This is a genomic window from Microcoleus sp. T3_B1 (genome assembly GCF_036700445.1).
Lineage (GTDB): Bacteria > Cyanobacteriota > Cyanobacteriia > Cyanobacteriales > Microcoleaceae > Microcoleus.
The window spans coordinates 140,117-157,806 of record NZ_JAUBOX010000001.1 but is presented as its reverse complement, the minus strand read 5'-3'; the positions used below and the strand labels follow the sequence as shown (position 1 = coordinate 157,806).

Below are 17,690 nucleotides of genomic sequence, written 5' to 3'. Positions count from 1 at the left end.
TTTAACCGCAGAGGGCACAGAGGACGCAGAGGAAGAGAAGAGAGAGATGAATAATTTAGTCCGGGACGCATTTCGATCATCGAAGAAACCGGGTTTTTTACTAAATCTGTGGTTTGCAACGAAGTATTTTCGTAAAAAAACCCGGTTTCTGGAGTCCGGTGCGTAAGTCCTAATACTGTTAAAAATCAAAGGTCAAAGTGACGGCGGAAGCGCGGGTCTAGTTTGTCGGTTTTCTTTTGGTTGCAGGCGCTGCAGAGGGTTTGCAAGTTGCTGATGTCGTTGCTGCCGCCGCGCGCTAGGGGGATGATATGATCGATCGTCAGTTGGGTTTCTAGTTTGGTTTGACCGCAGCTTTGGCACTGGTATTTATTGCGAGTAAATACATATTTTCTGACTTCTGGAGGAATGGGGATTCTAGGGGTTTTGCTCATGAATTGTTCGGTTGATTTTCTTGATTGAGGAGTTGGCGGCGTAAATCGTCAAGTGGTGATTCTGGCGGGCTGATTTCTAATTGATTGCTTTCTGGTGTTTCTTCAACTTCTGGTTCGTCGGGGCAAAATTCTATAGTGACTCTGATTCTAACTTTACCTTTTTGCCAACCTTTACCCCCTATTTTTAAGGCTTCACAGTCTATCCCGTCACGAAACCATTGTTGTTGCCAGCTAGTTCTACTCTGCGGATTATATTTATGGGTATTTATTTGTAATCCTGGAGTCTTACATAACTCCTGAAGTGCAGATTCTAGCTGATTACTAACCGCTGAGCTCATTACTTCCCTCAGCCTACCTACTTTAAATATCTTAGATTCAAAGGAAAAAACATCATCATTTCCGTAATTTTTGAGAAAAATATGTTCTTGCATATTGATTGTTGATTTTTTCAAAATACTCTATTAATGATTATAGAGTATAGTCCCATTTCTGTGAATAACCGGGCGAATAGAATTCGCGTCTACACAAACAATGTCCGCCTGCGCGGACTGAGAATGTTTTCAACCCGCGAAGGCGGGTTTTGTCTGTGTAGCCGCGATTTCCAATCGCCGTAATTCCGATCGCCAAAATTGCAATCATTCACCATCCACCGAAACGCTATCATTTTGTCCAATTACAGGCAACAAATGCTCGTGCAACTTCATCGCCTGCAAACAACTATTAATCCCAGAAACCGCCCGATCGTACTCTTGAATCTTTTGCTCGTTTTCAGCTTGCCGCCGCAGATTCCCAGCAATCTTTTCCTCCGCTTCCTGTGCCAAAGTTTGCTCCAAATAATCGCGGGCTTGACTGTATTTCTGCAAAATATCATCAGCTTGCTTTTGGGCCAGCGGCAACAAATGCTCTTTCAGGGTTTGGTTGACAGTTTGGCGGAAAGTTTGCCGAATAGTTCTAGATACTTTTGGCTCAAAATCTAGCCGCAATAATTGCCGAATTGCCGGTTGGGCATCTACCATGTTTTCGCAGTCGAAACCTTGAGAAGTTTGCTGCAAAGTTTCCCGGAATTGATAAATCGAAAATGTGCCTTCGTCGTAAAAACGGGGACTTTCTCGCACGTAGCGATCGCACTCAACGCCCGCCGCATTTACCAAAGCATCAGAAACCCGCTTTGACAACTCCTCTAACTGCTGTTCAATTCCCCCGTCGTTCCCCAACAACCGATAGAGTAATCGATAGTATTCCGACTTGCGAACGCTATCTTTCAAATACTGGAAATAATTATCAACCAGTGACTTAGTAGCCTCTACTAAAATATCTTCCAACTGATTCGCTAAATAATAAAGTGCTTCAACTAAAACAGCAATTAAAGGTGCTGTGGCATTGCGGGGATGATTCCGCAAAGTGCGTCCGTAAGCCGCCTCAACAGAAAATCCGTCTAACAATTCATCCAAGCGCCGGATCATCCGAGATTGCAGTTGCCGAAAGTCTATATCGAAAATATCGCATCTGTTCATAATCATTTCATTGACTTCTTCGGCGATATGTTCCCGAAAATCCTGTCCGACTTGCTGCAACTCTTGATTTAGTCGCAAAAGTTCCTGTGCTTTCATTGCTTCAATTTCGCGGGGCTGGCTGTCCAAATTCCGCTGAATTGTTTGGTAATGTTTCCGCAGTTGAATGCACAAATCTTCTAAATCGTCAGCTAAATTTTTGAACAGTTGCGGGCGTTTTTCTTCTGTGAGGTAACGGGTGATGGATGTGCGAAAATCTTCGATGCCGCTATCTTGAATTAATTGAGCAATTAATGGTTGTCCTTGTTCTGCAAGAATCCGCACGTAGTTTTCATTGGGTGTTTCGTAGCTGTTCACTGAAATGCGAAATTTGCTCGGAGACAGTTTGCCGGAATTCGCACAGTAGCGATTAAATTCACTAACAAATTGCGGAGTTTCTTCACTATTACTAAAAAATTCTGAATCTAATTTATCATCTCCCGAAACTCGCCCTTGACTGCTGGCAAAGATTGTATTTAAACCAAAGCGATCGCGCCCTGTTGTCCCTCGAATCAAACTCCCGTAAAATCCCAACAATCCGCTAGTTTTGTAAACTCTGGCAGTATCGCGAAAGTCGGAATTAATCAGATTTTCTAAGCGCTGTCGCAGTTGCGTGTTGTACCAAGTTTCGTCAATGCGGTTAAAAATGTAAAACAGTCGATCGCGAATTCCCGGATTTCCCCGTGTCTTTTCCATCAACTCCGTCTCTTCCGTCGTCATTTCCCCAGACGAAGCCGCTTTCAAAACGCACACAACCGCCGAAGTATCCGGGCTTTCAATCTTATCATAAGTCAATTCTGCATCCCGCTGCACCGGCGCATCAATTCCCGGCGTATCGATAATAATATTGCCATCTTGCAGCAGCGGGTGATAACAGTAATATTCAACTCGCTTGAGTACAGCACTGTTACTACCGCGACGGGCATAACTAGCAGCTTCCTTGAGATTGGAAAAGTTAAACTGTTCCATCGAGTAGGTAGCATTTTCGAGAGTTTGGATGCGATCGCGATTTGCCTCAAAACCTTCTAACAGCAGCATCAAAGCCTTAGCTTTTTTGGCGAGTTCGGATTTATTTTCGCCGCCTTCCGTTTCAATAATTATGTTACATCCCTGAGACAACAGCGACACTACATCTGTTTGATTAATATTAAGTTCAGTAGTTAAACCTAACTGATGGCAAAGCACAGAAGCTTGCTGGCTAATCTCAAACTCGCTCAAAAAAGTGAGAACCACGCGCTCTTTTTCCGGCTCAGCAAAGGCGATATAACATTCAGTACCTGTCGCGTGCCCTTCTGCACTGTAGAGCAATTCCCGCTCCAGCAAAGCATTAATTAACATAGATTTTCCCGCACTGAAAGCGCCAGCAAACACAATTTCAAACTCAGGAGAAATTGCCTTTTTCAGAGAAGCTTGTACCGCCGTGATATCTTGTTGTCGCAAAGAGGATTCCTGACGCAGCAGTTGCAGTAAAGAGTCAACTTGCTCTTGCAGATTGTTGCATTGAGGGGGCATTTGAGTCATCGCGGCAGACTGCTCCTGATTGTGGGAAAATTACCTTAGCCTTAATTCTCTGCTAGTTCAGGAATAATCACAACAGTAATTTTACTTATGCGATCCGGGATTGCTGAAAGTGCGATCCTCTTCGAGGGCTCCGCTAACGGCTATTCTGCGGGTAAATCTTGTGTTTGCAGCCAAGCTGTTAAATCTGATATGTCGTTAAAATTTAACAAGGCTTCTCCTAAGTTTTCCAATTGGTCGATCGACAATTCCCCAATTAGACTTTGAACTTCGGGAGTGACAGCACCTACACGGCGTTCCAACAGACGAACAATCAGTGCTATTTGTCCTTCCTTAATTCCTTCTTGTCTGCCTTTTTCTGTTGCTAGGCTGACGGCTTTAGTGATTGCTCCCCGACGGTCTTGGATGTAAATTTCCTGTTTTTGCAACTCGCTTAATTCGTCATAGCTCAAATTAGCTTTAGTCGCTATTGCAAATGCTTGACTAATCTCTGGCACCTCTTCCATTGTTGCAGGTACTGCGTTTAAGTCCCTAGCAGTTTTGAGAAAATAAATCCACTTATCGGTTAATGTTTCTAACTCGTTCAAACTTTTTTGGAACTTGGGTAACTCAACAAAAACCAATTCAAAATCGAAAATAGGATAATCGCTCAAGAACTCTCTTTCTTTCAGGACAAACCGCGAAATTACTTTCCTAAAATCCTCAAACATCTCAAAATCAGTGATGGTCAAGGCAATCACTGGATTCAACATTACATATTGTTCTGCTGTTTCTAATTGCGTTGAATAAGCTTTGGCTGCATTGTACAAAATCCGCTTTTCAAAAGCCTCTACGTTCAAAACCTGCATCTCGATAATTACATTTGTGCCGTCATTTAACTGAGCTCTAATATCGACGTAAGTATCCTTAAGACCTCGAATTAGCGGTAGTGAATGAGGATCGAGGATTTGCAAACTTTCGATGGTGGGCTGACTGTCATACAGCAAGGCATTCAAAAAACTCTTGAGAATGTCTTTGCTATTTTCAGAACCGAATATTTTTTTGAAAGCAAAATCAGTTTTAGGATTGATGAATGTGAACATATTGGTAAGGGTAAATTTGTAATAGTTAAGTCTTCAGGTGCGGGAGGCGCACCCTACTAGATTATAGCAACCAAACTTCTGGTGTGCATTGCACGCTACAGAATTAAACCGACAAATTTTGACGCGGTTTAAAAAATTCTATCTGCCGCAATTTTTCGTACAATTCCCGTTCCTCCTCGCTAATTTCCTTGGGGATTAACACCTGAATTTCTACCAATTGATCGCCCCGATCGCCATTTCCTGTCGGATAGCCTTTGTTAGCCAGCCGCAACCGCTTTCCAGACGTTACTCCCGGCGGCAATTTCATCTTTACCAAGCCGTCTAGCGTCGGTACTTCAATATCTCCCCCCAACACCGCTTCGCTGGGAGTCAGTGGCAATTCGCAGCAAATATCCGACATTTCCAATCGAAAAAATGGATGGGGAGAAACTGTGATTTTCAAATATAAATCTCCGCCAGCAATACCTTGATTTCGCAAGCGAATCCGCTGGCCTGATACCATAGCAGGAGGCAGAGTCACCTCGATCGCTCGCCCATCTTCCAGACGAATTCGCTCGGTACCGCCCGAATAAGCCCTTTCCAAAGGCAGAGTTAGTCTGGCCTCAATGTCTCTTCTGGGTTCGCGATCGACTGTTTCCCGTCGCATTTCGCGATCGACTGTTTCCCGTCGCATTTCGCGATCGTCCACATCCCGTCGCATTTCGCGATCGACTGCTTCCCGTCGCATTTCGCGATCGTCTGTTTCTCGTCGCATTTCGCGATCGTCAAAATCCCTTCTAGGTGGGCGAGAATTAGCCACATAACTCGTTTTCTTAGAAGCCGTACTCCACGGTTCCGAGGAGGCTACTCCCTGTGTATCATTCGCTGTCGCCATCCTCACTTCTCGGCGCCTTCCGAGCACTTGATCGAGAAATTTATTAAAATCCGAGTAATCACTAAAATCGACATCTTCGGTCGGTTTTTTGCGAGTATTTTTAGTGTTTCCCCAAGTTTTGAAATTGGGAAGTCGCACCCCTTGCTTTCCTTGAAATCCCTTTTGTTTCCAGAATTTACTAAACTGATCGTATTGAGCGCGCTTCTCGATATCGGAAAGAATATCATAAGCTTCATTAATATCCTTAAACTTATCTTCAGCAGATTGATCCCCTGGATTTACGTCAGGGTGCAACTGTCTGGCTAGCCGTCGATAGGCTTTTTTTATCTCATCTGCCGTGGCATCTTTGGGCACTCCCAAAATTAGATAGTAATTGCGAAAATTCTGCATATTTAGTCATTAGTCATTAGTTATTAGTCATTAGTCATTAGTCATTAATTATTAGTCATTAGTCATTAGTCATGCTGCTTCCCTGCTTCAAACTAGGGACTAATGACTAGGGACTAATGACTAACCACTAATTAGAGCCAATCGTCGTCATCATCCCAATCGTCGCTTTGATTTTGATAAGGGCGAGTGGGGCGATTAGCACTGCTTCTACGATCGCCCATTCGATCGCCCATACGATCGCCCATTCGATCGCCGGTGCGATCGCCCATGCGATCGCCGGTGCGATCGTAGGGACGATCGGGAATTGGATCGACAGTCGATCGCCTGTACGGTTTAGCATTTTGATAATAGCTGTTGTCATCGCTGCGCCGCTTGGTACCGTCGCCCGTAAAAGTCCGCTTCACAGACTCAAAGAAATCATCATCATCGTCATCATCAGCAAAAGCTGAAACTTCCCGGCTCAAATCGTAAAGAGCATCTTGCAAATCCGAACCAACTTGGTCAACTCCCCGCTCATCATTGCGTTCCAAACTGTCTCGCAATTCCCGAATTAAAGTTTCAATTCGCTGGCGGCTTCTTTGAGCAAACTGCATTCCGCGATCGAGCGCAACTTCTCGCAACTGCCGCTCAGCTTGATAAGCTAAAGCTTCAGCGCGATTGCGTTTTTCTACCCTTTCCCGCTGCAACTTATCAGCTTGAGCAAACTGTTCCGCATCGCGAATCATTTGATTCACTTCCTGCTGACTCAGCGTCGAAGCACCTTGCACAGTAATGCTTTGTTCCCTGCCGGTAGTTTTGTCCAAAGCTGTCACCAACAGCATCCCGTTAGCATCAATATCAAAAGCTACTTGCACCTGCGGAATCCCTCGCGGTGCCGGCGGAATTCCAGTTAGTTTAAACCGTCCCAAAGACTTATTATCTCTGCCTAATTCCCGTTCCCCTTGGATGACGTGAATTTCTACCACAGTTTGGTTGTTTTCAGCAGTGGAAAAAATGTCCGATCGCCTGACTGGAATAGTAGTATTCCGAGGAATCAGTTTTTTCATCACCCCGCCGATAGTTTCCAAACCCAGCGACAGCGGCGTCACATCCAACAGCAGCACATCGCGGACATCCCCCCCCAAAATACCCGCTTGAATTGCCGCACCCACCGCCACAACTTCATCGGGATTGACATTTTGATTCGGCTCTCGATCGATCAAACTGCGAACAATGTCCTGAACTAAAGGAATGCGAGTCGAACCCCCGACTAGCACAACTTCATCAATGCGAGAAGGACTCAAACTTGCATCAGCCAAAGCTTGTTTGACTGGCCGCCGCAACCGCTGCACCAAATCTGTGCACAGCCCCTCAAATTGACCGCGAGTTAGTCGCGTTTCCAGATGCAAAGGCCCGTCTTCGTTCGCATCGATAAACGGCAAATTAATCTCGGTGACACCGACTCCCGACAGTTCAATCTTGGCTTTTTCGGCCGCTTCGATCAGGCGCTGCAAAGCTTGGCGGTTGCGTCGCAAATCAATTCCTTCTTTTTCTAAGAATTGTTCTGCCAACCAATCCACAATTTTGGAGTCAAAATCATTGCCGCCCAATTGAGTGTCGCCGCTAGTTGCTTTGACTTCAAATACTCCGTCTCCCACGTCTAAAATCGACACATCAAAAGTACCGCCGCCCAAATCAAACACTAAAATAGTTTGACTTTCTCGCCTCTCCAAACCGTAAGCTAAAGAAGCCGCCGTCGGCTCATTTAAAATCCGTTTGACATCAAGTCCGGCAATTCGTCCAGCATCCCGCGTCGCCTGTCGCTGCGAGTCGTTGAAATAAGCGGGAACAGTAATTACAGCCCCCGTCACCTCTTGTCCCAGATAGCGGCTGGCTTCATCGGCCAGTTTCCGCAAAACCATCGCCGAAATTTCCTCTGGGGCAAAATCTTTTTTCAGGCGGGGACACTTGATTTTGATGTTCCCGTTTTCGTCGCGGCGAGTTGTGTAAGGGACGCGCTTTGATTCTGGAGTCAGTTCGGTATATTTGCGTCCGATGTACCGCTTGACGGCGTAAAAGGTGTTTTGCGGATTGAGAACAGTCTGGCGTCTGGCCATCTGTCCCACAAGGCGTTCTCCTTCCTTTGTGAAAGCGACTACCGAGGGAGTTGTCCGCATCCCTTCTGCATTGGCAATCACAACCGGTTTGCCGCCTTCCATGACGGCTACTACTGAGTTTGTTGTTCCGAGGTCAATGCCAACTACTTTACCCATGCGTCAGTTGTCTCCTGTGGCGTTGTGTGTAACTTTTTCAATATAAGCGTTAAGTATGATTGCATTTATTGTACCGCGTCGAGAAGCGGGGGCTGCAGGGGGATTGCCTCACCTGCGGTTCAGGTTGCTGGGGTTGGCTGGGTACGATCGACCTTTTTTCGATACGGTTTGGCGCAGCAACCGAGGAGTAAATTGATTAGAACTCATATCTTGCACCATTCTCAAGAACAGGCAAGATGCCTGTTCCACAAAAATTCAATGTTCTTGTGGAACAGGCATCTTGCCTGTTCATAAAAGCCTAATTGAGAATGGTGCAAGATATCAGTTAGAATGGATAGCAAAAGTTATCCTATCATTAACATAGAGGTAGCCTGAGTGACCGGATTAGAAGTATTGTAGTCAGTTGAGTTTCTCAATCTAAAAGGCAAAGCAGTTAAAGATAAGTGGGATGAAGATTGAGGTTATTACAAGTAGGAATTACGCACGGGTGGTCAGAAACCGGGTTTTTTTACGAAAATCTTTCGCACTCACCCACAGATTCGGTAAAAAACCCGGTTTCTTGGGCATAGATGCGTAAGTCCTGACAAGATTAATTTTCACTACAAACTTAAGGAGGCAAGAGTTATGCAAAGCATTAAAGTACGATCGCACGTCGGATCAGACGGGATGTTGCATTTGCAAGTCCCGGTTGGGATAAAAGATACAGATTTAGAAGTTATTGTAGTTTTCCAGCGCATAACACCAGCAACTGAGGCTAAAAAACCGGAAGATTTAGGCTGGTCTCCCGGTTTTTTTGAAACGGTAATCGGAAGTTGGGAGGGAGAACCGCTTGTCCGTCCCGATCAGTTGGAATATGAAATGCGGGAAGAATTGCTGTGATTTATCTGTTAGACACCAATACTTGCATCCGTTTGTTAAATCCAGACCGCAACTCATCGGTATCTCGCCGACTAGCAATGATTCGGTCAGGTGATGTAGCAATATGCTCTGTAGTTAAAGCAGAACTTTACTGGGGTGCTTTTAAAAGTTCTCGTCAAGATAGCAATCTAGCTCGACTAGAACGTTTTTTCAATGAGTTTGTAAGTTTGCCTTTTGATGACCAGTCTGCCCTAATTTACGGTCAAATTCGCACTCAATTAGCTGCATCTGGGACACCTATCGGCCCTAATGACCTTTTGATTGCCTCTATTGCTCTCGCCAACAACCTAATTCTTGTAACTCACAATACCCGCGAGTTCAGCCGTGTTGAGGGTTTGCGTCTGGAAGATTGGGAGATAGAGGTCTGAGTTATACCAATTTCATAAAGTTATGCTACATAGAAAGTTTTACTCCCCCCCTTAATAAGGGGGGGTTGGGGGGGGTAGATATGTAGCGCTATTTTATGAATTTGGTATTAGATGTATCGAGTTCGCCTACAATCACAATCTCGCTCCAACAATGCCTGCAATCAAAAAAATAAAACTATGAAATTCACCCTAGATGTAGAAAACAATCCCGCAGGCTGGCCGGATCACACTCAATTACCAGAATCCGACGGCACTTTTGTGAAAAACTTTCAAGAACATCCCCAAAGCATTCTGTTAACCGATTCAATTACTCCCGTCTTCCAAAGCATTCATCTAGATGGTAACTATTGCATCGGTCAAGACTGCGGCATTTATTGGCGATTAACTGACCCGTTAGAAAAGGGTGCAGAAGCGCCAGACTGGTTTTATGTGCCCAATGTTCCGCCAACTATTGACGGTCAATTGCGCCGTTCTTATGTGATGTGGCAAGAATTTGTAGCACCGTTAATTGTGTTAGAGTTTGTATCGGGCAATGGTGCAGAAGAACGGGACAGAACGCCTTTGTTGCGATCGGGTCAACAGGAAACTAAGCCGGGGAAATTCTGGATTTATGAAAATGTCATCCATCCGGCCTTTTACGGAATTTATGAAGTAACTAAGGCTAGCGTTGAAGTCTATCACATGATCGAAGATAGGTATCAATTAGTTGCTGCAAACGATCGCGGTCATTATCCCATTGCACCGTTAGGGGTGGAATTGGGAATTTGGCAAGGAAGGTATCAAAATGTTGAGTTACCTTGGTTGCGCTGGTGGGATAGTCAAGGGAATCTGTTGTTATCTGGCTCTGAAAGAGCAGAACAAGAACGGCAAAGAGCAGATCGCGCCGAAGACCAATTAGAGCAATTGCGCGCTCAATTGCGATCGGCTGGAATTGAACCGCAATTGTAAGCAGGTTTGTAGTGATGACTTTAGTCCTTCCATGTGATTTTTTAAGGACTAAAGTCCTTACTACAAACTTTTTTATGTACAACTAATATAACAGAGGAAACCAAGTGCCGCGCATTTTTGACAACATCGAACAATCACTGCTACCAGCATTGCGAGACACCATTAAACTCTCCTATCGGGCAGATTTTTGCGTGGGCTATTTCAATCTTCGGGGATGGCGGAGAATTGGCGATTTAATCGAAGCTTATGTGGGAAATCCAGGAGCCTGCTGCCGCCTTTTGGTGGGAATGCAAAGTTTGCCATCAGATGAATTGAATGCTAGTTTTAGCCTGATTTCCCATCACGGGGGGATTGACAATAATGCCATTATTCGGCTCAAAAAACGGATGGCTGAGGAATTTCGCCACCAGTTGACGATCGGCGCTCCCAACGATCGCGACGAGCAGGGCTTACGCAGGTTAAGCTATCAGATTAAAAGCGGAAAAGTTATTGTTAAATTATTCTTAGCTTACCCACTGCACGCTAAACTTTATCTCGTTCATCGTCAAGACCCAAACAGCCCAATTGTAGGTTTTTTGGGCAGCAGCAATCTGACTTTATCGGGACTGTCAAAACAAGGGGAATTGAATATTGATATTTTAGATTTTGATGCTTGTAATAAGTTGCAAAAATGGTTTGACGATCGCTGGGAAGAATACGGCTGTGTTGATATTTCTAAAGAACTCGCAGAAATTATCGATCGCAGTTGGGCTAGAGCAGAACTAATTCCACCTTATCACATCTATCTCAACATTGTCTATCATTTGTCCCGCGAGGCGATCGCAGGTATTGCTGAGTTTCAGATTCCCCGCGCTTTTAAGGGTTTATTTAAATTTCAAGAAGAAGCCGTTAAGTTAGCCGCCCGTCACATTACCAGACGGGGAGGCGTAATTATTGGCGACGTTGTAGGGTTGGGTAAAACTTTAGTCGGAAGTGCGATCGCCAAAATTTTACAAGAAGACTGTTTCTTGGAAACCCTGATTATTTGTCCCAAAAACTTGGTCAAAATGTGGGAGGAGTATAATTGTAAGTATCTCCTGGGTGCCAAAGTCTTATCCATCAGTCTGGTACAGCAAGAATTGCCAGAATTGCGCCGCTATCGAGTTGTGTTAATTGATGAAAGTCACAACCTCAGAAACCGAGAAGGCAAGCGATATCGAGCAATTCAAGAATATATTGCCATCAACGAAAGTAAATGTATTTTGCTTTCAGCAACTCCCTACAACAAAACCTATTTAGATTTATCTTCTCAGTTGCGGCTGTTTATTCCTGAAGACCAAAATTTAGGACTGCGGCCCGAAGCTTTGCTGAACCAATTGGGCGGAGGCAGTCAAGGAGAGTTAGAATTTATTAAGCGGCATCAATGTTCCGTGCGCTCTTTGGCTGCTTTTGAAAAAAGCGAACATCCTGATGATTGGCGAGATTTGATGAAGCACTACATGGTGAGGCGCACTCGCTCTTTTATTAAAGAAAATTATGCGGAAACTGACGCAGAGAAGAAGCGCAAATATCTAGAATTTGCCGATCGCACTCGTTCCTATTTTCCCGATCGCCTTCCCAAAACCATTAAGTTTTCCTCGGAAACTTCCGCAACTAACTCCCAGCTTGACTTTGAGGAAATTGTCGAAGTCATCAATGCACTAAATCTGCCGCGTTACGGGCTGGGAAATTACATCGCCAAAAAACCCAAACAACAGCCGACTGAAGCAGAACAGCGGCAGTTAAATGCCCTATTTCGTGGGGGTCGGCGGTTAATGGGATTTTCGCGGACAAACCTGTTTAAACGGCTAGAAAGCAGCGGCAGTGCCTTTATCCAGTCGATCGAGCGCCACATCCTGCGGAATTTTATCTATTTATATGCGATCGACCAAAACTTCGATATTCCGATCGGCACCCAGGATGCCGACTTGTTGGATACCCGCAACAGCGATGAAGATGCTGATTCTGTGGTGGTTAGCAGTTTTGAAAGCGAAGAAATCGAAGATGATGCGGGCGAAACTTTAGATAGTGAAGCAGAATTGCTGTTAAGCGAAAAGAGTTTTAAACAGCGGGCAGAAGTTGTTTATCGAGAATATAAAACGCGCTACCCGCGCAGGTTTAAATGGCTCAAATCAGACTTTTTTGATACCAAGAAGTTAAAACGGGATTTGCTAGAAGATGCCCGCTGTCTGATAGAAGTCTTGCAAACTTGCGGTGAATGGCATTCTCAACCCGATGAAAAGTTAGCTGCTTTGGTGAAATTGCTCACAGAAACTCACCCCCATGAGAAAGTATTAATTTTTACTCAGTTTGCCGATACAGTCCGCTATATAACTGATAATTTAACTCAGCTAAATATTGCGGGCGCTGCATCGGTGACAGGTAAATCAAAAGACCCCACCGAACTCACATTTCGGTTTAGTCCGACTAGCAACGGTAAGCGTGACAAAATCTCCCCAGAACGAGAATTGCGAATCTTAATTGCCACCGACATTCTGAGTGAAGGTCACAACTTACAAGACAGTGCGATTATCGTTAATTATGACTTACCTTGGGCAATTATTCGGTTAATTCAGCGGGCGGGAAGAGTGGATAGAATCGGTCAAAAAGCCGATCGCATTTTGTGCTATTCGTTTTTGCCAGACGAAGGAGTCGATCGCATTATCAACCTGCGCGAAAGACTGCGCCGACGCTTGCAAGAAAATGCCGAAGTCGTCGGAACTGATGAGACATTTTTTGAGGATGACTCACCTCAAGTAATTCTCGATATTTACAATGAAAAATCAGGAATTTTAGATGGCGAAGAAGATGCCGAAGTTGACTTAACATCGGAAGCTTTTCAAATTTGGAAAAATGCCACGGACAACAACCCAATTTTGAAAAAAACCATTGAGTCAATGCCAAATGTAGTTTATTCAACTCGCAATCATACTCCCGCACCCTTGCAACCAGAAGGAGTTTTATTGTACATGAAAACCGCCGAGGGAAATGATTCGTTGATTTGGGTCGATCGCGATGGCAATAGCGTTAGTCAATCGCAACTCGGAATCCTCAGAATTGCAGCCTGCGAGGAAGCGACACCAGCAATTCCCAGAGACAAACAGCATCACGAATTAGTCACAAAAGGTGCAGAGTTGATAGCAGAAGAAGAGTTAACTGCGGGCGGACAATTGGGCAGGCCTTCCGGGGCCCGGTTCCGAACATACGAACGTTTGAAGAGTTACTTTAAGGAAATGAATGGTACAATATTTGCATCCGATGAATTGTCAAAAGCGATTGATGAAATTTACCGCTATCCCCTGCGCCAGTCGGCAATTGACACGTTAAATCGGCAGTTAAAAAGCGGAATTGGCGATCGACAATTAGCAGAATTAGTCGTGGGTTTGCGGATGGATGACCGTTTGTGTATAGTCAATGAAGACGAAGACAAACGGGAACCGATGATTATTTGTTCTTTAGGCTTGTTTCAGGAGAAAGCTGTCAGTCCGCCATTCCTCTCACCATCCAGCTAGTCCGCCAGGGAATGAATTCCCTGTCTAATAGCGAAAGTCGTCTAAAGACGACTCATGAATTGAAAATTTTTCTTCTCAGTCCTCTTAAGAGGACTTTCGCTTTGAGACAGGGGTTTCAACCCCTGTCGGACTGTCGGACTGTCGGACTATCTGACTCTCGGTTTAACGTTAATTTGACACGCCTTGGACACGGTGCCGTGTCCCTACTACAGTTCTCCCTTATTCCTTCATATATAACCATGCCACAAACACTTAAAGAATCCCGCGAACTTCTCCAAGACTTTGAATTCAACAAATTGTTCGTCCAAAAACTCGGTTGGGATAATCCATCATCCCACAAAACCGTATCTTTAGAAATAGAAGGCGAGACTTATTCCCGAAAAGCCATCGCCCAACTTAACGGAGTAGTTGTATATGAAATTATCGCCGATAGCGGAAACATCCCCAACAGCGCCGAAAGACTGACAATTTATCGCGAAATCGTCCAAATTTCCGCCGAAAATTTGTTGATTTTTATTGACAAAAATCGCACCAAATGTCTCTGGTATTGGGTAAAGCGCGAAGGTACAAAGCTTTATCCCCGCGATCATGTATACGTGAAACGGGAACCTTGCGATTTGCTGCTGAGTAAAGTGACAGCTTTAAAGGTTGATTTAGAAGAATTAGAAACGCTTTCGGTGATTGATGTCGCCCAAAGATTGCAGGCTGGCTTGGATGTCGAACGAGTAACTAAAAAGTTTTTTGAAGAGTTTAAACAGCAACACGTTGAATTTTTAAGTGTGATTCGCGGCATTGACAAGGAAACAGATAGGCGCTGGTATACTTCGGTTTTACTCAACCGCTTGATGTTTGTTTATTTTTTGCAGCGCAAAGGATTTATCGACAGCGGCAAAATGCTGTATTTGCAGGAAAAGTTAGCCGAAAGCAAACAGCGGGGAACGGATTTATTTTACTCGCAATTCTTGAAAACACTGTTTTTTGATGGATTTGCTAAACCTCTGGATTTGCGGGAGGAAGGGGTTAAAGAATTAATCGGCGATGTTAAATATTTGAATGGCGGACTGTTTCTCGAACATCCCATCGAACAAAATTATCCGAATATTGCCATACCCGATGCTGCTTTTGAGAAAATATTTAAGTTATTTGCCGCCTATTCTTGGAATCTTGACGATACAGTGGGCGGGAAGGAAAACGAAATTAATCCGGCGGTTTTGGGATACATCTTTGAGAAATACATTAACCAAAAAGCCTTTGGTGCTTATTATACCAGGCCGGAGATTACTGAATATTTGTGCGATCGCACAATCAACAAACTAATCCTCGATAAAATTAATGAGGGCGGGCACGGGGGCACCGCCCCTACAGAGGAAAACCCAGGTTTTGTAGGGGTAGTGCCCCCGTGCCTACCCCATGCCCAATTCCCCATGCCCGATGCCCAATTCCCAATTCCCCGTAAATTTGAAACTATCACCGAACTCCTCACCAATCTCGACGCCAATCTCTGCCGCCGCCTGCTAACAGAAATCCTCCCAAACCTAACATTATTAGACCCAGCCTGCGGTTCCGGCGCGTTTTTAGTCGCAGCCATGAAAACGCTGATTTACATCTATTCAACAGTCATCGGTACAAGCAAGTTTTTAAAGGATCGTTACCTCAATGACTACCTAAAAGACATCGAAAAAGAGCATAGTTCACTTAACTACTATATCAAAAAACGGATTATTAGCGATAACCTCTACGGCGTGGATATCATGCCGGAAGCCGTGGAAATTGCTAAATTGCGACTGTTTTTAGCCTTAGTTTCGGCCGCGCAGAATGTCAACGACTTGGAACCGTTGCCGAATATTGATTTTAACATCATGGCGGGCAATTCTTTAATAGGATTACTGCGGGTGGATGACGCAGAATATGAAGGAAGTGGAACTCAGTTAAATTTGTTTCACAAGACATATAGACAAGTATTAGAGGAGAAAAACCGTCTGATTTCTATTTACCGTCATGCGACTACCTATAGCCAAAACTTGCAGAGTTTACGAGATGAAATTGCGGAAAAGAAAGCGCCGGCTATCGAAAATATTAATAAGATTTTGTTGGAAGATTTCAAGCAGTTAAAAATTAAGTTTGAACAAGCACAGATTAGCGGTAAGCCGATTAAGCGTACCCTGACTCTCGCTGATATAGAAGCTTTGAAGCCTTTTCACTGGGGCTATGAGTTTGATGAGATTTTGCATCAACGGGGCGGTTTTGATGCGATTATTACTAATCCACCTTGGGAAATATTTAAGCCAAATGCTAGAGAGTTTTTTGTGCAGCATAACGAACTAGCCAAAAAAAGCAAGATGGATATCAAAACTTTTGAAAAAGAGCAAAATAAAATTTTGCAAAACCCTGAAATTGCTGAAACTTGGTTAAAATATTTGAGTGAATTTCCCCATGTTAGTGCTTACTACCGTTCAGCGGAACAGTACAAAAATCAGATTTCAATTGTCAACGGCAAAAAGTCTGGTACTGATATTAACTTCTACAAGCTTTTTCTAGAGCAATGTTTTAACCTCTTACGCCCAAATGGCGAGTGCGGTATCATCATTCCTTCAGGAGTTTATACTGATTTGGGAACTAAGCAACTGCGGGAAATGTTATTTGTTGAGACTGAGATTGATTCACTGTTTGGTTTGTCAAATGAAAGGTTTATTTTTGAAGGAGTGGATCACCGATTCAAGTTTTGCTTGCTCACTTTTGAGAAAGGGAAAAGTACAGAGTCATTTCAAGCTGCTTTCCGCATCAATCCGCGAGAAGCGATTCGGGTGGAAAAACTCGATACTTTTCTGAATAATCAAGATGAATGTATTGAGATTTCTGTTAACTTGATTCGTCGCTTATCTCCTGACTCTCTGTCGGTGATGGAGTTTAAAAATGAGGGAGATATTCGCATTGCTGAGAAAATGCTGCAATTCCCTTTGCTGGGCGAACAGATTGAGGGGAAATGGAATCTGCGGTTAACTGCGGAATTTCACATGACTAATGACAGTCATTTATTCAAGCAAGAACCAGGGAAAGGGAGACTGCCACTTTATGAAGGGAAAATGATTGAGCAGTTTACTCATACTCTTTGCGAACCGCGTTATTGGATAGAGGAATCACAAGGACGAGCTGCGATACTTGGAAAAGAACAGGATAGAGGTCAAACTCTAGATTATCAGACTTATAGAGCTGGATTTCGTAAGATTGCAAGCAGTACAAATACCAGAACAATGATAGCCACAGTCATTCCACCTAACTTTCAAGCAGAAAACTTTCAGTCAGTGTTGCGTTGTTCAGAAGGTAGTGAGCCTCCACCTAATAATCATCAGTGTTTATATTTAGTCAGTGTTTGGAATAGTTTTATTGTCGATTATGCACTTCGCTCTCGAATTTCAGCAAACATCAACTTTTTCTATGTTTATCAACTTCCCGTACCGCGATTAACATCAGGCGACAAATACTTCACTGACATCGTACAGCGCGCCGCCAAACTGATCTGCACCGCCCCAGAATTTGACGAATTAGCCCAAGAAGTCGGCTTAAACTCGCACCGAGAAGGTGTTACCGATGAAACTGAACGCGCTCAATTGCGAGCCGAATTAGACGGCATCATCGCCCACCTTTACGGCTTAACCGAAGCCGAATTTGCCTATATTTTGACTACTTTTCCGATCGTGCCAGAAACAGTGAAACAAGCAGCCTTGGAAGCATATCGCACCTTTGCGGCATAACCGGGGGAACCTGAAATCATCCATTTCAGGACTTATGCACTCCAACCAAAGAAACCGGGTTTTTTACCGAATCTGCG

The 17,690-nt window shown here is 44.2% G+C and carries 12 protein-coding genes; 6 read left to right on the top strand and 6 right to left on the bottom strand.

Translation table 11 applies throughout. The features are described 5' to 3' along the window. Window positions 1-185 precede the first annotated feature (185 nt). The 6 genes from QT990_RS00685 to dnaK form a co-directional block, all read right to left on the bottom strand. Complete coding sequence (locus QT990_RS00685) at window positions 186-431, bottom strand: HNH endonuclease (RefSeq protein WP_333103949.1); 246 nt, start codon at window positions 429-431, stop codon at window positions 186-188. After that, window positions 428-883, bottom strand: coding sequence for a KGK domain-containing protein (locus tag QT990_RS00680; RefSeq protein WP_333464791.1), 456 nt, complete (start codon window positions 881-883; stop codon window positions 428-430). The genes QT990_RS00685 and QT990_RS00680 overlap by 4 nt, the downstream gene beginning before the upstream one ends. A gap of 183 nt (window positions 884-1,066) precedes the next feature. Continuing rightward, window positions 1,067-3,502 carry a dynamin-like GTPase family protein gene (locus tag QT990_RS00675; RefSeq protein ID WP_333464790.1) on the bottom strand — a complete coding sequence of 812 codons (2,436 nt, stop codon included), beginning with the start codon at window positions 3,500-3,502 and terminating at the stop codon, window positions 1,067-1,069. Window positions 3,503-3,642: 140 nt separating this feature from the next. Beyond that, complete coding sequence (locus QT990_RS00670) at window positions 3,643-4,581, bottom strand: Rpn family recombination-promoting nuclease/putative transposase (protein ID WP_333464789.1); 939 nt, start codon at window positions 4,579-4,581, stop codon at window positions 3,643-3,645. A gap of 103 nt (window positions 4,582-4,684) precedes the next feature. Further along, on the bottom strand, window positions 4,685-5,845 hold the full coding sequence (locus QT990_RS00665; protein WP_333464788.1) for a J domain-containing protein: 1,161 nt from the start codon (window positions 5,843-5,845) through the stop codon (window positions 4,685-4,687). A 131-nt stretch (window positions 5,846-5,976) separates the two neighbouring features. Further along, entirely contained in the window at window positions 5,977-8,097 is a 2,121-nt protein-coding gene (gene dnaK / locus QT990_RS00660) for a molecular chaperone DnaK (protein WP_333464787.1), read from the bottom strand. Window positions 8,098-8,152: 55 nt separating this feature from the next. Between dnaK and QT990_RS00655 the strand changes: the two genes are divergently transcribed. The 6 genes from QT990_RS00655 (at window position 8,153) to QT990_RS00630 (ending at window position 17,613) form a co-directional block, all read left to right on the top strand. Further along, window positions 8,153-8,293 carry a hypothetical protein gene (locus QT990_RS00655; protein WP_333305805.1) on the top strand — a complete coding sequence of 47 codons (141 nt, stop codon included), beginning with the start codon at window positions 8,153-8,155 and terminating at the stop codon, window positions 8,291-8,293. 428 nt (window positions 8,294-8,721) lie between these two features. After that, the gene (locus tag QT990_RS00650) at window positions 8,722-8,976 is read left to right on the top strand and encodes a hypothetical protein (protein ID WP_333305803.1); all 255 of its coding nucleotides are present in this window, start codon (window positions 8,722-8,724) and stop codon (window positions 8,974-8,976) included. Then, window positions 8,973-9,383 (top strand): type II toxin-antitoxin system tRNA(fMet)-specific endonuclease VapC, encoded by a 411-nt coding sequence (gene vapC, locus QT990_RS00645; protein ID WP_333056661.1) that lies wholly within the window; start codon window positions 8,973-8,975, stop codon window positions 9,381-9,383. Before QT990_RS00650 ends, vapC begins: the two co-directional genes overlap by 4 nt. Window positions 9,384-9,560: 177 nt before the next feature. Further along, window positions 9,561-10,331, top strand: a complete 771-nt coding sequence (locus tag QT990_RS00640) for a Uma2 family endonuclease (RefSeq protein WP_333305801.1) — start codon at window positions 9,561-9,563, stop codon at window positions 10,329-10,331. 104 nt (window positions 10,332-10,435) lie between these two features. Beyond that, on the top strand, window positions 10,436-13,861 hold the full coding sequence (locus QT990_RS00635; RefSeq protein WP_333464786.1) for a helicase-related protein: 3,426 nt from the start codon (window positions 10,436-10,438) through the stop codon (window positions 13,859-13,861). Window positions 13,862-14,100: 239 nt separating this feature from the next. Continuing rightward, window positions 14,101-17,613, top strand: a complete 3,513-nt coding sequence (locus QT990_RS00630; protein WP_333464785.1) for an Eco57I restriction-modification methylase domain-containing protein — start codon at window positions 14,101-14,103, stop codon at window positions 17,611-17,613. Window positions 17,614-17,690 lie beyond the last annotated feature (77 nt).

Bases quoted from the DNA above. Each gene is read 5' to 3' on its own strand.
- QT990_RS00685 (WP_333103949.1), bottom strand. From the start codon at position 431: ATGAGCAAAACCCCTAGAATCCCCATTCCTCCAGAAGTCAGAAAATAT.
- QT990_RS00670 (WP_333464789.1), bottom strand. From the start codon at position 4,581: ATGTTCACATTCATCAATCCTAAAACTGATTTTGCTTTCAAAAAAATA.
- QT990_RS00650 (WP_333305803.1), top strand. From the start codon at position 8,722: ATGCAAAGCATTAAAGTACGATCGCACGTCGGATCAGACGGGATGTTG.
- QT990_RS00655 (WP_333305805.1), top strand. From the start codon at position 8,153: ATGATTGCATTTATTGTACCGCGTCGAGAAGCGGGGGCTGCAGGGGGA.
- QT990_RS00665 (WP_333464788.1), bottom strand. From the start codon at position 5,845: ATGCAGAATTTTCGCAATTACTATCTAATTTTGGGAGTGCCCAAAGAT.
- QT990_RS00630 (WP_333464785.1), top strand. From the start codon at position 14,101: ATGCCACAAACACTTAAAGAATCCCGCGAACTTCTCCAAGACTTTGAA.
- QT990_RS00675 (WP_333464790.1), bottom strand. From the start codon at position 3,502: ATGACTCAAATGCCCCCTCAATGCAACAATCTGCAAGAGCAAGTTGAC.
- dnaK (WP_333464787.1), bottom strand. From the start codon at position 8,097: ATGGGTAAAGTAGTTGGCATTGACCTCGGAACAACAAACTCAGTAGTA.
- QT990_RS00640 (WP_333305801.1), top strand. From the start codon at position 9,561: ATGAAATTCACCCTAGATGTAGAAAACAATCCCGCAGGCTGGCCGGAT.